Raw genomic sequence first — 13436 nt, 5'->3', positions numbered from 1 at the left:
TCGAGGCGCTGGCCGCTGCCGACGACGACGCGGGGGAGGTCGACCGTGCGCTCGCGCTGCTCGACCGCAAGCCGCCGCGCGCGAAGAACCGCCGCGACGCCGCCTACCGCCGCCTCGCCCAGAAAGGCTTCAGCGCCTCGGTGTCATCCTCCGCCGCCCGCCTCTGGTGCGAGGCGAACCCCGTCGAAGGATGAGCGCATCCGCGCCGTCGGCCGCGCCTGCGGCGGCGGCGCGGCCCTGCATTTCAGATTATTTCTTGTCAGGGCTTTTACAATTCGGGCACAACCTTTATCATATGGTATAGCTTGAATGATCGTACCTGATGAGGGTACTTCCTATAGACAAATTCATACGATGCTGCCCGTATCGCGTGCGTTCGTTCATGCCCGGTTTTTCCGGGATTTTTTATGCCTATGTTCTTTTGAATGTAACGCTCTATCGGAAACTGAAACGAAAGGGGGAGCGTATGCCCGAATTCATCTGGCTGATCATCGGAGCCGTCGTCGGCATCGCCCTCGGCTTCGTCGTCACCCGCTACCTGGTCAACGCATCCACGAAGCGAGCGGCGCAAGAGGCCGAATCCGTGGTGAACGACGCGAAACGACAAGCCGAAACGCTGCGCCGCGAGGCCATCATCGAAGCGAAGGACGAAGCTCTCAAGCTGAAGCAGGATGCGCAAGCCGAGAGCAAGGAGCGTCTGCGCGAAGTGCGTTCCGCTGAGAACCGCATCTCGCAGCGCGAGGAATCGCTCGACCGCCGCGTCGAATCGCTCGACGCGCGCGAGCATCAGATCTCATCCATGCAGGGCCAGCTCGAGCGCCGCGAACGCGATCTCGAAGAGGCCACGCGGGAGGTGAACTACCGCCTCGAGCGCGTGGCCGGCATGACGCCGGACGAGGCGAAGGCGGAGCTGCTCGACACCCTCAAGGACGAGGTGACGCACGAGTCCGCGGCCATCATCCGCGATGCCGAGGCGCGCGCGAAGGCGGAGGCCGACAAGAAGGCTCGCTCCATCCTCAGCCTCGCCATCCAGCGCGTGGCGGCCGACCACTCGGCCGAAACCACCGTGTCCACCATCCATATCCCCTCCGACGACCTCAAGGGCCGTATCATCGGCCGCGAGGGCCGCAACATCCGCTCGTTCGAGCAGCTGACCGGCACGAACCTCATCATCGACGACACCCCGGAGTGCGTGACCATCTCGTGCTTCGATCCGGTCCGTCGCGAGATCGGCCGCGTGACGATGGAGAACCTCGTGGCCGACGGCCGCATCCATCCGGCGCGCATCGAGGAGATGTTCGGCAAGGCCGAGGCGTTCGTGAACCAGCGCGTCCAGGAAGCGGGCGAGCAGGCCACGTTCGACACCGGCATCCACGACCTGCACCCCGAGCTCGTGCGCACGCTGGGCCGCCTGCGCTACCGCACCTCGTACGGCCAGAACGTGCTGAACCACTCGCTGGAGGTGGCCTACCTCTCCGGCGTCATGGCCTCCGAGCTGGGTCTGGACCCCATCCCGGCGAAGCGCGCCGGCCTGCTGCACGACCTGGGCAAGGCGGTCGACCACGAGGTGGAGGGCAGCCACGCCGTCATCGGAGCCGACCTGGCCCGCCGCTTCGGCGAGCGACCCGAGATCGTGCACGCCATCGAGGCGCACCACAACGACGTGGAGCCGTCCAGCGTGCTGGCCGTGCTCGTTCAGGCGGCCGATGCCGTGTCCGCGGCGCGTCCCGGCGCCCGCAAGGAGACGCTCGACGCCTACGTGAAGCGCCTCGAGAAGCTGGAGGAGATCGCCAGCTCGTACAAGGGCGTGGAGCGCACGTACGCCATTCAGGCGGGTCGCGAGGTGCGCGTGATGGTGGAGCCCGACACGGTGGACGAAGCCGCCACCACGGTGCTCGCGCACGACATCGCGCAGCGCATCGAGAACGAGATGCAGTATCCCGGCCAGGTGAAGGTCGTGGTCATCCGCGAGAGCCGCGCGGTCGGCGTCGCGAAGTAGGGCGCACGCGGCATGGCCGACGAAGCGCTGGAAGCCTTCATAGAGAACGTATGCGGCGACAGCCATCTCCGGGTCGAGGCCGACCTCGGGGATGGCTTCGTCCGTTTGAGGAGCGCCGAAGCCGAGCGCAGGCAGGCCGCGCACGACATCCGCTCCACCGAGGATATCGTCATCGAGATGCTGCGCAACGCCCGCGATGCGCACGCCAAGAGCATCTTCCTGGCCGTGTCGCGCGAAGGACAGCGCCGCCGCCTCGTCATGATCGACGATGGCGACGGCGTGCCGGCAGCCATGCACGAGCGCATCTTCGAGCCGCGCGTCACGTCGAAGCTCGACAGCATGCACATGGACAAGTGGGGCATCCACGGCCGCGGCATGGCGCTGTACTCCATCGCGGTCAACGCCGAGACGGCCCGCGTCGTCGCCTCTGACGCGGGCAAGGGCGCCGCGCTTTTCGTGGAGACGAACCTCGACAAGCTCGGCGAGAAGACCGATCAGTCGAGCTTCCCCGTGTTCGAGCGCACCGAATCGGGCAGCATCGCGGTGCGCGGCCCCAAGAACATCCTGCGCACCGCCTGCGAGTTCGCCATAGAATGCCGCCACGATTGCACCGTGTACCTCGGTTCGCTCACCGACATCGCGGCGACGCTGTACGCATTCGGACTGTCGTCGCTCACCTCGGCTATGCGCGCGTTCTGCGCCGATGCCTCCGAGCTGCCGGTGGCCAAGCGCTTGTCGGTGGCCGTGGATCCGGCGAGCTTCGCGGACGAGGCCGAGGCGCTGGGCCTGGTCATCTCGGAGCGCTCCGCACGCCGCATCCTGGACGGCGAGATCGCGCCGGTCGAGCCGCTGATCAACCGCGTCCGCATCGAAGGGGAGGCCGACGCGCGCCCGGCCGCGCGGCCGGCGAAGGCGCCGGCGGGAGATGCGCGCGGTCTCAGAATCGCGCCCGAAGACCTCGAATCGTTCTCGCAACGCGTAGCATGCGCGTTCTCGGATTTGGCGCGCGATTACTACCTGGAATCGGCGGTGAAGCCGGACGTGCGCGTAGGCAAGGATGGCGTGCACATCCGCATCCCGGTTGAAAAGCTACGATGACGAACCTGCTCGATAACAGCATACCCGCAGGTTGCGCACCATACCGCGAATAGGTAGAATAGCAAGGGCGTAAGAGTAACCTATCTATAGCACAACGGAATCCTAACGCAGCATACAAGACGAACCACACGGACTACCAACGACAAAGGATAGGCATGTCCACTTCCGAACAAAAGCCAGACGTTGGCTGCTTGAAGGTATCATCGAAGTCGTCGCCCGCCTCCGTTGCCGGAGCGATTGCCGGCATGGTGAAAGACGGCGTAAGCGTCGAGATCCAGGCCGTCGGCGCCGGTGCGGTGAACCAGGCGGTCAAGGCCATCGCCATCTCCCGCGGCTTCCTGTCTCCGATCGGCATCGAGATCGCCTGCGTACCGTCGTTCGCCGACATCGTCATCGACGGCGAGTACCGCACTGCCATACGCTTCACGGTGGATCCGCGCTATACGCGCGGCGTCGCGCAGTCTCTAGGCGACGATGCCCACCGTCCCGTCCCCGAGATTCGCTGAAAACGAGCCCATGCATACACCATTTACGAACTTGACGTTCTGCATCCGCACGTTCGGGTGCCAGATGAACAAGCACGACTCAGAGCGCATCGCCGGCATGCTCGAGGGCATGGGAGCGCTGCAGGTGGACGCCATCGAGGATGCCGACATCGTGGCGTTCATGACCTGCTGCGTGCGCGAAGCCGCCGACACGCGGCTGTACGGCCAGGTGGCCTCGCTCAAGAACGTCCCCTTGCGCGCCGGCACGCCGCTGTCGAAGCGCATCGTCGCTGTGGGCGGATGCATCGGCCAGCGCGATGGCGAGAAGCTGGTCGACGAGCTGAAGCACCTCGACGTGGTCTTCGGCACCCATAACCTGGGGTCGCTGCCGCGTTTGCTGGAAGCGGCGCTCGAAGAGGGCGGCCATCAGGTGGAGGTGCTCGATGCCGCGTCATCGTTCCCCACCGAGCTGCCTACGGCGCGCGAGCACGAATGGGCGGCATGGCTGCCCATCACCATCGGCTGCAACAACTTCTGCTCGTACTGCATCGTTCCGTATGTGCGCGGACGCGAGAAGTCGCGGCCGTTGGAGGACATCGTGGCCGAGGCCGAGCGCTATGTGGCCGCCGGCGTGAAGGAGATCACGCTGCTGGGGCAGAACGTGAACTCCTACGGGCGCGACCTGTACGGCTCGCCGCGCTTCGCCCAGGTGCTGGACGCGCTCGACCAGACGGGCATCGAGCGCCTGCGGTTCGCCACCAGCCACCCGAAGGACCTCAACGACGAGGTCGTCGGCAGGTTCGCCACGCTGCGCTCGCTCATGCCGGCGCTGCACCTTCCCGTGCAGTCGGGCTCGGATGCGGTGCTTGCGGCCATGAACCGCCGCTACACGCGCGATCATTACCGCGCGCTTGTCGCGAAGCTGCGTGACGCCGTACCCGACATCGCGCTGTCCACCGACATCATCGTCGGATTCCCCGGCGAGACCGCCAAGGACTTCGAGGACACGTACCGCCTCGTGGACGAGGTGGGCTACCACCAGGTGTTCACGTTCATCTATTCGAAGCGCGAGGGCACGCCGGCTGCGTCCATGGACGACGACACACCGCGCGAGGTGATCCAGCAGCGTTTCGACCGCTTGGTGGATCTCGTGCAACAGCGCGCGTTCGAGGCGAACCAGCGCGATTTGGGAAGCACGGTCGACGTGCTGGTGGAAGGCGCGTCGAAGCGCGACGAGCGCCTGCTGGCAGGCAAGAGTCCGAAGAACCAGACCGTCCACGCGCCGGCGCCGGCAGGCGTGCGCGCGGAGGACCTTGCGGGCAGCACCGTGCGCGTGCGCGTGGATGAGGCGAAGACGTGGTATCTCGCCGGCGAGATCGTGGACGGGCCCGATGCTGCGGACGGGCGCTGATCCGACGGGCGGGGGAGCACCGTATCCGCTGAAGGCTCCGGCGGTCTGCGTCGTCGGGCCCACGGCATCCGGCAAGACCGACCTCGCCCAAGCGCTGGCTCTCGAGCTGGACGGAGAGGTGATCAGCGCCGACTCCATGCAGATCTACCGCGGCATGGACATCGGCACGGGCAAGCTTCCCGCGTCCGAGCGCCTCGTGCCGCATCACGGGTTCGACCTCGTCGACCCGGGCGAGCCCTTCTCCGCGGCGCTGTTCCAGAACTATGCGCGCGATCGCTTCCGTGCCATCGACGCGCGCGGCAACCGCTGCGTGCTGGCCGGCGGTACCGGTTTCTACGTGCGCGCAGCCGTCGACGACTACGACTTTCCCGCAGGCGAGCAGGTGGGAAACCCCGTTCGCGAACGCTACCAGGCCCTGGCGCGCGAGCAGGGCGCCGAGGCGCTGTGGAAGCTGCTGGCGGCGCGCGACGAGGCCAGCGCCTCCGTCATCCCGCCCGCCGACGTCAAGCGCGTCGTGCGCGCCTTCGAGCTGCTAGAGGAGGGCACGACCTACGCCGAACAGCGCGCCAAGCTCGCTCACATCCCGCAGTTGGTTCCGGCCGTCTTCTTCGGCATGGCGGTGGATCCCGACGTGCTGCGCGCGCGCATCGACGCGCGGGTGGACGCCATGGTGGAGACGGGTCTCGTGGCGGAAGTGGAAGGGCTGCTCGACAGGGGCTTTCGCGAAGGCGTGACGGCGCCGCAGGCTATCGGGTACAAGGAGATCGTGGAGGCTCTCGACGGGTTCATCTCTCTTGACGAGGCTGCGGAGCGGATCAAGCTGGCCACGCGCCGCTACGCGAAGCGGCAGCGCACCTGGTTTCGCAAGGACGCGCGTATCCGGTGGCTCGATGCGACGTCGCGCGATATTCCGTCGCTCGTCGAAGAAGCGCTCGAGCTGCTTGATGACGGCGTTGCCTGACGGTTTCTCCAGACGAAGGAACGCTTGTGATATGATACGAAGCCACGGGCACACTCCTGCCGTCGAACCGTTCAAGATCGGAGCACCTATCATGCAGACAGCGCACGCCTTTCTCTAGCGGCTCGCCGCCGCTCCCGACTGTCTTCGCACGCCGATGCCGGCGTGCTCGTCTCTGCATCGAAAGGTTGGATCCATGGCGGAATTCGAATCAGTCATCACGCGGGGCATGACCCCGATCTCCGAAGAGCGCCGCGAGCGCGCCGTGCTCGTCGGTGTGGATCGCCCCGGCTCCACGTGGCCGCTGGCATCGTCGCTCGCCGAGCTCGAGCGCCTCGTGGATACGGCAGGCGCCGACGCGGTGGCCACCACCACGCAGAAGCTCGACGCGCCCAATCCGCGTACGTTCGTGGGCACGGGCAAGGCCGAAGAAGTGGCCGAGCTTGCGCGCGCCCACGCGGCCGACCTCGTCGTGTTCGACGACGAGCTGACGCCCTCCCAGCAGGCGAACCTCGAGAAGGCGATGGGTCGCGACGTGAAGGTCATCGACCGTACGGCGCTCATCCTCGACATCTTCGCCCTGCACGCCACCAGCAAGGAGGGCCGGCTGCAGGTGCGGCTCGCCCAGAACGAGTACCTGCTGCCGCGCCTGCGCGGCATGTGGGCCCACCTGGCCTCCAACCGCATGGGCGGCGGCGTGGGATCGCGCTTCGGCGAAGGCGAGAGCCAGCTCGAGGTCGACCGCCGCATGGTGCGCAAGCGCATCACGTCCATCAAGCGCGAGCTCAAGCATCTGGCCGAGGTGCGCGCCGTCCAGCGCGAGAGCCGCTACGAAAGCGGCATGTTCAAGGTGGCGCTGGCCGGCTACACGAACGCCGGCAAGTCGAGCCTGCTCAACCGGCTGACGAATGCGGACGTGCTGGCGTACGACAAGCTGTTCGCCACGCTCGACTCCACCACGCGCAAGTTCGAGCTTCCCGAGGGCCGCGAGATCACCGTCACCGACACGGTCGGGTTCATCCAGAAGCTTCCGACCACGCTCATCGAGGCGTTCAAATCGACGCTCGACGAAATCACGGGCGCCGACCTCGTGCTGCACGTGGTGGATGCCTCGTCGGACGAGTACGAGGCGCAGATCGCGGCCGTCGAGGACGTGCTCGGGCAGATACACGCGCAGGACCTGTCGCGCGTGCTTGTGTTCAACAAGTGCGACCTGCTCGGCGAGGAGCGCCTCGGCGCCCTTAAAGCGCGCCATCCGCAGGCTCAGTTCGTATCGGCGGCGATGGGGGAGGGCGTAGGCGAGCTCGTGGAGCACGTTGCCCGCGTCGCCTCGGCGCAAGACGAGCATCTCGACGTGCTGATTCCCTACAACCGCGGCGACCTCGTGTCGGTGGCGCACGAACGTTGCCACATCCTGTCGGAAACCCATGAGGAGCAGGGCACGCGCATCGTCATGCTGGCGGCTTCATCGTTCGCGAGCATGTTCCGTCCTTACACGGTCGGTTAGAGTAACTCTAAGGTAAGCGAGCCGCCCCGGGCATCGACCCGGGGCGGCTCGCTTCGTCGCAGGGTAGGCGCTTCGTTCTTGCGGTCGGTCTGCGGCGGCGCCTTATCGGACGGCGAAAGCGGGAACCGGCGCAGCGGCACGTTCGGAAAAGACGGAGAAGCCCTGCCGAAGCGGTCGGATTGCGACAGGGCTTCGCGGTTCGACCAAGCTGACGACCAGCGTGCGGTACGCCGCTACAGGCGGCGGAAGACCGCGACCACCTTGCCGGCGATGGCGCAGTCGGTGGTAATGATGGGATCCATCGTGGAGTTCTCCGGCTGCAAGCGGATATGGTCGCTTTCCTTGAAGAAGCGCTTCACCGTGGCCCCGTCGTCGATGATGGCCACGACGATGTCGCCGTTGTTCGCCACGGGCTGCTCCTTGACCACGACGTAATCGCCGTCGTTGATGCCCGCCTCGATCATGCTCTCGCCGCGCACGGAGAGCAAGAACGACGGGGCGTCGCCCACGATCTCGGTGGGAAGCGACAGGGTGTCGGTGATGTTCTCCTCGGCGAGGATGGGGGAGCCGGCGGCCACGTTGCCCACGAGGGGCACGTTCACGATGTTGCTGAAGCTGGGCTGCACCACGTTGGTGGCCAGCGCGGCGTCCTCGAGCTGGTAGGTGAGGGCGATGGAGCGCGACTTGAGCGGATCGCGCTTGATGAGGCCCTTTTCCTCGAGCGCCTTCAAGTGCACGTGCACGGTGGAGGGGGAGGAGAGGCCGAGGCTCTGGCAGACCTCGCGCACGGTCGGGCCGTATCCCTTCTCCCGAATGCACTCCTCGATGCAGTCGAGCACCGCTTGCTGGCGCTTCGTCACTTTCTCGGCCATAGGTAATCCTTTCGTCGCCTCTACGCCTATCGAACAAATGTATGAAATTTCTATTGACATGAACCTTTGTTCGACCTATTATATACGCGAACAAAGGTTCTACGCAAGAGCAGGAGGCCACAAAATGAAGAATTTTGAGATGAACTGCCCCGTCGAGGGAACGTCGGCCCTTCAACCGAAGCTCGATTCGGCACCTGCTCGACGCGCCCGCATCATAGCGTTCCCCCAGCATGCGGTTCTGCCCGACCGCGACGTGCGTGCCGTCCGCGACGGCGCCTCCATCGTTTCGGCCGTGCGCACGGGTTCGGCGCAAGGCGTGGCGTTCGGCCGCGTGCAGCGCTGGCAGGCGGTCGTCGGCGGATGCGTGTTCGCGGCGCTCGCACTCGCCAGCCTGTTCGCAGGGTTCTAGACGGGCCCTTTCCCGGCCCCGCGCGGCCGTTCCATAACCCGCAGATGCTGCGTTTCTGCGGCTGCGTAGCGCCTCCGCCACCCCGGAGGCGCGTCCGTTCGGGGGTTTACGCGCCGCATGCGGCGTGCTAGACTCGGTCGAGCAGCCAATCATGCCGCGCCGACGCATCGTCATGCGGACGGGCGCTTCGCGAAGGAGAAACGGAACATGAAGCGATAACGAAAGCCCTTTTTCACCCCTTGCATTCATTCATCAGCCGCATCGGGTGCGCTTTCGTCATCGTTCTCTACTTCGCCTCGCGTTTCTTCCTCTTCCGATCCGTGCGGCCTTCCTTCATCGGCATCGCCGAACGCTGAGCAGAGCCACCCGTGCGCCTCTTAGACGGAGGTCGCCATGTTCGTTACCGCCCATCATCTTTCCCATACCTACGAAGGCGCCGACCAGCCTGCGCTCGACGACGTCTCGCTCGCGTTCGCGAGCGGCTGGACGGGCATCGTCGGGCCGAACGGCGCTGGCAAGAGCACGCTCGTGCACTGCATCTGCGGCACCCTGGCACCCGATCAAGGCGCCGTGACGCCCCGCGTGCGCGGCGCGGTGTGCCGGCAATCGACCGCGACGCCTCCGGAGACGCTCGAGGAGTTCGCCTGCGACTACGGTTCGACGGCGGTGAAGCTGCGCTCGCTATTGGAAATCGAGGACGAGCAGCTCTGGAGCTACGCTATGCTGTCCCATGGCGAGCGCAAGCGCATCCAGATCGCGTGCGCGCTTGCCGCAGAACCGCAGGTGCTGGCGCTCGACGAGCCGACGAACCACCTCGATGCTCCCACGCGCGCCCTCGTCGCGCAGGCGCTCTCCTCCTTCAAGGGCGTCGGCCTGCTCGTATCGCACGATCGCGCGCTGCTCGACAAGCTTGTGCGGTCGTGCGTGTTCGTCGAGGCCGGCCGAGCGCTCGCTATTCCGGGGACGTACACCCAGGCGCGCCGGGAGCTCGAGCTGCGCCAAGATACCGTGCGAACCGAGCGCCGGCAGGCGCGCGGCGAGCTGGCGCGCATCAAGGCCGAGCGAGATCGTCGCGCCGCCGTGGCCGCTCGATCGGCCGCCCGGCGCTCGGCGCGTCATCTCGACCGGCACGACCGCGACGGGCGGGAGAAGATCAAGCTCGCCGTCTATACGGGACAGGACGGCAAGGCGGGCAAGCTTTCGTCCCAGATGGACAAGCGCATCGAAGCTGCAGAGAAGCGTCTCGAGGGTCTCGATGCGAAAAAGGAGCGTCGCGGCTCCTTGGAGCTGGATACCGGGCCTGCAGCGCGCAAGGTGCTCGCCCGTCTTCCTGAGGGCGGCATGTCGCTTGGTTCGGGGCGCGTGCTGCACCACCCCGAGCTGTACCTGGGCAACGAGGATCGCATTGGGCTCGTCGGCAGGAACGGAGCGGGAAAGTCCACCCTGCTCAACGCCTTGCTTCGCCAGGTAACGCTGGAGGAGGGGGTGGCGTACCTTCCGCAGGAGGTGCTCGCTGCCGAGGTGCGCGCGCTGTTCGGCGAGCTGCAGGCGCTCTCGTCGGCCGAGCGCGGGCGCGTGCTCTCCATCGTGGCGCGACTCGAATCGCCGCCGGCTCGCGTGATCGACGGCGAGGAGCTGAGCCCGGGAGAGGTGCGCAAGCTCATGATCGCGCGCAGCCTGCTCTCGTCGCCCCATCTCATCGTCATGGACGAGCCGACGAACCACCTGGACATACGCTCGATCGAGGCATTGCAGGACGTGCTCGACGATTGCGCCTGCGCTCTCGTGCTCGTGTCGCACGACGAGCAGTTCCTCGACGCGCTCGTGGACGAGCGCTGGGTGTTCGAGGTCGAGCAGGAGAAAGGGGAGGTTGGGCTGGGCGATACTCACGTGCGCGTTGTCCGATAGGAAGGAGCGCTTCTCGTGCAGGTTTTTTGCGCGAATCCGACATGTTGATTGAACCACTATATATTGTATGTTAGGCTGAACCCAAAATCGGCAAAGGAGCAAGTATGCGTTGTCCTTCCTGCGGCAATCCAGAGTCGAAAGTGGTCGACTCGAGGCCTTCCGAAGACGGCACGGCCATTCGCCGGCGCCGCGAATGCCTCGAATGCGGACGTCGTTTCACCACCTACGAACGCCTGGGCGACAATCCGCTCATCGTCATCAAGGCTGACGGATCGTCGGAGGCCTACGACCGTCAGAAGCTCATGCGCGGCCTGCTCAACGCCGCGGCGAAGCGGCCCATCGGGCCCGAGCAGATCGCCTCGCTCATCGACAGCATCGAAGCGGAGCTGCGCAACGCCTCCCGTAACGAGATCGGTTCGAAGGATCTGGGCGATATGGTGCTCGTGCGCCTCGCCAAGCTCGACGACGTCGCCTACGTGCGCTTCGCGAGCGTGTACAAGGACTTCCGCAACGTCGAGGAGTTCGCTGCCGCATTGGAGGGATTGCGTTGATAGAGCGCGTTTCGATTCCTTTGCAGCAGATCGACCCCGACCTGCCCGTACCTGCGTACGCCTACGTCGGCGATGCCGGCGTAGATCTGCGCGCCACCTGCGACGACATCTTGAAGCCCTTCGAACGCAAGCTCGTCCCATGCGGCATCGCCGTGGCCATTCCGAGCGGGTACGCCGGGTTCGTGCTGCCGCGCAGCGGGCTGGCTATCAAGCACGGCGTATCGCTGGTCAACGCACCCGGCCTGATCGACAGCAACTATCGAGGTGAGATCCAGGCCATCCTGGTCAACCTCGATCCGCAGAGCGAGTTCGCGATCAAGCGGGGCGACCGCATAGCGCAGCTCGTCGTCATGCGCGTGCCCGACGCCGCGTTCGACGTGTGCGCGGAGCTGCCGGATACGGAGCGCGGCGCGGGCGGGTTCGGCAGCAGCGGCGTGAGTCTTTGAACCTGATCCTTCCACCCACTTAGAGTTACTCTAAGCAAGAGCGAAAGGGGCATCGATGGACGCGAGCGAGCACGGAGCTCAAGCCGACAACACGCTGCCATGCTTCGGCATCAGCGAAGTCGCCGACATGGCGGGCATCTCCGCGTTCACGATTCGCTACTACGACAAATGCGGGTTCTTTCCCGAACTGGCGCGCGATGCGCGCGGCGTCCGCACGTTCTCGCAATCGGATGTGGCTCAGCTGTACTTCGTCGATGCGCTTCGGAAAAGCGGCCTGTCGATCGAGGGCATCCAGTATTACGTGAAGTTGCAGCGCCGCGGCGCGGCGACGCGCGACGAGCGGCTGGCCATCGTGCGGGCTCAGGAGACGGTGCTCGAGTACCAGCGAGCCGAGCTCGACGAGAGCTTGAAGCGGTTGAGCGCCGCAGGTGTGGAATTGTCGACGGATAGAAAGTCTCGATGACCTTCGTGGTATAGTACTCGCCGAATCCGGTTTGAAGAACCGCGATTTCCATGACCTAGGGCTCGTCCGAAGGCGAAATAGGGCCTTAGAACGGCTCTCAGAGCCTCGTTTGCAAAACCCCAGGTCAATGGCTATGAAATTTTGAGAAATAGGGAAAGAGCGCATGACTGACAACGAACATAGGCCGCCTGAGCCGCCTCAAGGGCGCGATCCCGGGCGCGAGCCTGACGATCGCAGCCGGCAGACGACGCTTAACGGCGTCCCGGTTCCGTCGTCGAACATGAACGACCTTCGCGAGCTGAAAAAGGCTCAGACGATGGTCATGGTGGCGAGCGTGGCCGGACCCGTGTCGCTGTTCATCGGCGGCGTGCTTCTCAGCGGCGTGGGACTGGCCTGCGCCATCATCGCGCTCCGCAAGCTGAACAAGCTCATCGAGAAGCGCACGGACGTATCCGCGCTTGCGCAGCGTCTCAAGCGCTCGGCGATCGTCGGCGTTGCCGTGTGCGGCGTGGCGCTCACGCTCAATGCGATTTCGTTCTATCTGATGATGCCCGTAGTACTCGAGATGATGGAAAGCGGCGATTACGCGGGAGCTGTGACGGATGCCGGGATCGGCGCTGCAGGATCGACCTCGACCTGGGGATAATCTTATCCGCTGTCGAAACCGCATAAAGCGCTGCAGGTTATGCACGGAACCCGCAGCGCTTTGCTTTTTGCTTCCGAATGCTCGCCAGCCCAAACTCCCCCGACCGCTCCTCAATTACCTATTTTATTGATAATATGTCTTATGTAAAGTTATACTGATACTCAGGATTTTTTCGACCAGCCGTTGATTGAATTCTCGTAAGTTAACGTTTATGCAGATCAGAGGGCTGTTTACTTCTACCTTTTCAATTTCGAGGTCGCGGCGTTCCATCTATTACCTGCACTTTTTCAATCGACCGCCTTCGCAGTCCGTTATGTGTAGACGGCAACCGTTTGAGACAGCACCAGGTCAGGCCCGCGTCGCTGGTTTTGAAAGACTGCAGGTAAAGAAATCGGCGATATGATGCGGTGCCCCAGACTAGCTAGATCAGGGTTATCGCGTGAGGCACGAGGTGCGGCGTGAGGTTCACCTCCTTCGGCTCTATCTCCTCGACCCCGTACGCGTCGAGGAGCCCTTGCGGAAGCACGAGGCGCGCCATCTCGACGGGCGCCATCCAGTCCATCTTGCCGCGAAGGTAGCTGTTCACGTGGCTCATGCACGCCGCCATGTCGCGGCAGGTCAAGGCGTCGAAGTTCGTCTTTCCCTTCGGCAGTATCCGCCTAAGCTCCTCGTGGCAGCGCTCG

At 64.9% G+C, this 13436-nt stretch carries 14 protein-coding genes and 1 pseudogene; 13 read left to right on the top strand and 2 right to left on the bottom strand.

Going from position 1 to position 13436, the window contains the following annotated elements:
• The 7 genes and pseudogenes from HMPREF1023_RS13695 to hflX form a co-directional block, all read left to right on the top strand.
• Positions 1–194: pseudogene (locus HMPREF1023_RS13695) on the top strand (regulatory protein RecX); the annotation flags it as partial.
• Positions 195–466: 272 nt separating this feature from the next.
• On the top strand, positions 467–1999 hold the full coding sequence (gene rny / locus HMPREF1023_RS13690) for a ribonuclease Y (protein ID WP_015760673.1): 1533 nt from the start codon (positions 467–469) through the stop codon (positions 1997–1999).
• Between the two features lie 12 nt (positions 2000–2011).
• Entirely contained in the window at positions 2012–3097 is a 1086-nt protein-coding gene (locus HMPREF1023_RS13685; protein ID WP_009307026.1) for an ATP-binding protein, read from the top strand.
• A gap of 155 nt (positions 3098–3252) precedes the next feature.
• Positions 3253–3603: a stage V sporulation protein S gene (locus tag HMPREF1023_RS13680; RefSeq protein ID WP_009307025.1), complete on the top strand. Its 351-nt coding sequence runs from the start codon at positions 3253–3255 to the stop codon at positions 3601–3603.
• A 10-nt stretch (positions 3604–3613) separates the two neighbouring features.
• Complete coding sequence (gene miaB / locus HMPREF1023_RS13675) at positions 3614–4993, top strand: tRNA (N6-isopentenyl adenosine(37)-C2)-methylthiotransferase MiaB (protein WP_035579108.1); 1380 nt, start codon at positions 3614–3616, stop codon at positions 4991–4993.
• Positions 4974–5954 carry a tRNA (adenosine(37)-N6)-dimethylallyltransferase MiaA gene (gene miaA / locus HMPREF1023_RS13670; protein ID WP_009307023.1) on the top strand — a complete coding sequence of 327 codons (981 nt, stop codon included), beginning with the start codon at positions 4974–4976 and terminating at the stop codon, positions 5952–5954. The genes miaB and miaA overlap by 20 nt, the downstream gene beginning before the upstream one ends.
• 193 nt (positions 5955–6147) lie before the next feature.
• Positions 6148–7458 carry a GTPase HflX gene (hflX, locus tag HMPREF1023_RS13665; protein WP_009307022.1) on the top strand — a complete coding sequence of 437 codons (1311 nt, stop codon included), beginning with the start codon at positions 6148–6150 and terminating at the stop codon, positions 7456–7458.
• Positions 7459–7691: 233 nt separating this feature from the next.
• On the opposite strand, the gene lexA is transcribed toward hflX, so the two are convergent.
• Positions 7692–8330, bottom strand: a complete 639-nt coding sequence (gene lexA, locus HMPREF1023_RS13660) for a transcriptional repressor LexA (protein ID WP_009307021.1) — start codon at positions 8328–8330, stop codon at positions 7692–7694.
• A 124-nt stretch (positions 8331–8454) separates the two neighbouring features.
• On the opposite strand from lexA, the gene HMPREF1023_RS13655 reads away from it, so the two are divergent.
• The 6 genes from HMPREF1023_RS13655 to HMPREF1023_RS13630 all read left to right on the top strand — a co-directional run bounded on the left by HMPREF1023_RS13655 (position 8455) and on the right by HMPREF1023_RS13630 (position 12753).
• Positions 8455–8739, top strand: a complete 285-nt coding sequence (locus tag HMPREF1023_RS13655; RefSeq protein WP_009608652.1) for a hypothetical protein — start codon at positions 8455–8457, stop codon at positions 8737–8739.
• A 393-nt stretch (positions 8740–9132) separates the two neighbouring features.
• A complete protein-coding gene (locus tag HMPREF1023_RS13650; protein ID WP_009307019.1) occupies positions 9133–10647 on the top strand; it encodes an ATP-binding cassette domain-containing protein in 1515 nt (504 codons plus the stop codon).
• Positions 10648–10751: 104 nt separating this feature from the next.
• Positions 10752–11198: a transcriptional regulator NrdR gene (nrdR, locus tag HMPREF1023_RS13645; RefSeq protein ID WP_009307018.1), complete on the top strand. Its 447-nt coding sequence runs from the start codon at positions 10752–10754 to the stop codon at positions 11196–11198.
• Positions 11195–11644 carry a dUTP diphosphatase gene (gene dut, locus HMPREF1023_RS13640; RefSeq protein WP_009307017.1) on the top strand — a complete coding sequence of 150 codons (450 nt, stop codon included), beginning with the start codon at positions 11195–11197 and terminating at the stop codon, positions 11642–11644. Before nrdR ends, dut begins: the two co-directional genes overlap by 4 nt.
• Before the next feature lie 55 nt (positions 11645–11699).
• On the top strand, positions 11700–12107 hold the full coding sequence (locus HMPREF1023_RS13635; protein WP_009307016.1) for a MerR family transcriptional regulator: 408 nt from the start codon (positions 11700–11702) through the stop codon (positions 12105–12107).
• 163 nt (positions 12108–12270) lie between these two features.
• The gene (locus HMPREF1023_RS13630; protein WP_015760665.1) at positions 12271–12753 is read left to right on the top strand and encodes a hypothetical protein; all 483 of its coding nucleotides are present in this window, start codon (positions 12271–12273) and stop codon (positions 12751–12753) included.
• A gap of 421 nt (positions 12754–13174) precedes the next feature.
• On the opposite strand, the gene HMPREF1023_RS13625 is transcribed toward HMPREF1023_RS13630, so the two are convergent.
• Positions 13175–13436 (bottom strand): hypothetical protein (locus tag HMPREF1023_RS13625; protein ID WP_198006020.1); only part of this gene is annotated, 262 nt, incomplete at its 5' end.

The organism is Eggerthella sp. 1_3_56FAA, from assembly GCF_000185625.1.
In the GTDB taxonomy this organism is placed as follows: domain Bacteria; phylum Actinomycetota; class Coriobacteriia; order Coriobacteriales; family Eggerthellaceae; genus Eggerthella; species Eggerthella lenta.
This window is presented reverse-complemented; position numbering and strand designations above follow the sequence as displayed.

Excerpts from the sequence above, each read along its gene's own strand:
- rny (WP_015760673.1), top strand. The coding sequence starts at position 467 with ATGCCCGAATTCATCTGGCTGATCATCGGAGCCGTCGTCGGCATCGCC.
- HMPREF1023_RS13685 (WP_009307026.1), top strand. The coding sequence starts at position 2,012 with ATGGCCGACGAAGCGCTGGAAGCCTTCATAGAGAACGTATGCGGCGAC.
- HMPREF1023_RS13680 (WP_009307025.1), top strand. The coding sequence starts at position 3,253 with ATGTCCACTTCCGAACAAAAGCCAGACGTTGGCTGCTTGAAGGTATCA.
- miaB (WP_035579108.1), top strand. The coding sequence starts at position 3,614 with ATGCATACACCATTTACGAACTTGACGTTCTGCATCCGCACGTTCGGG.
- miaA (WP_009307023.1), top strand. The coding sequence starts at position 4,974 with ATGCTGCGGACGGGCGCTGATCCGACGGGCGGGGGAGCACCGTATCCG.
- hflX (WP_009307022.1), top strand. The coding sequence starts at position 6,148 with ATGGCGGAATTCGAATCAGTCATCACGCGGGGCATGACCCCGATCTCC.
- lexA (WP_009307021.1), bottom strand. The coding sequence starts at position 8,330 with ATGGCCGAGAAAGTGACGAAGCGCCAGCAAGCGGTGCTCGACTGCATC.
- HMPREF1023_RS13655 (WP_009608652.1), top strand. The coding sequence starts at position 8,455 with ATGAAGAATTTTGAGATGAACTGCCCCGTCGAGGGAACGTCGGCCCTT.
- HMPREF1023_RS13650 (WP_009307019.1), top strand. The coding sequence starts at position 9,133 with ATGTTCGTTACCGCCCATCATCTTTCCCATACCTACGAAGGCGCCGAC.
- nrdR (WP_009307018.1), top strand. The coding sequence starts at position 10,752 with ATGCGTTGTCCTTCCTGCGGCAATCCAGAGTCGAAAGTGGTCGACTCG.
- HMPREF1023_RS13635 (WP_009307016.1), top strand. The coding sequence starts at position 11,700 with ATGGACGCGAGCGAGCACGGAGCTCAAGCCGACAACACGCTGCCATGC.
- HMPREF1023_RS13630 (WP_015760665.1), top strand. The coding sequence starts at position 12,271 with ATGACTGACAACGAACATAGGCCGCCTGAGCCGCCTCAAGGGCGCGAT.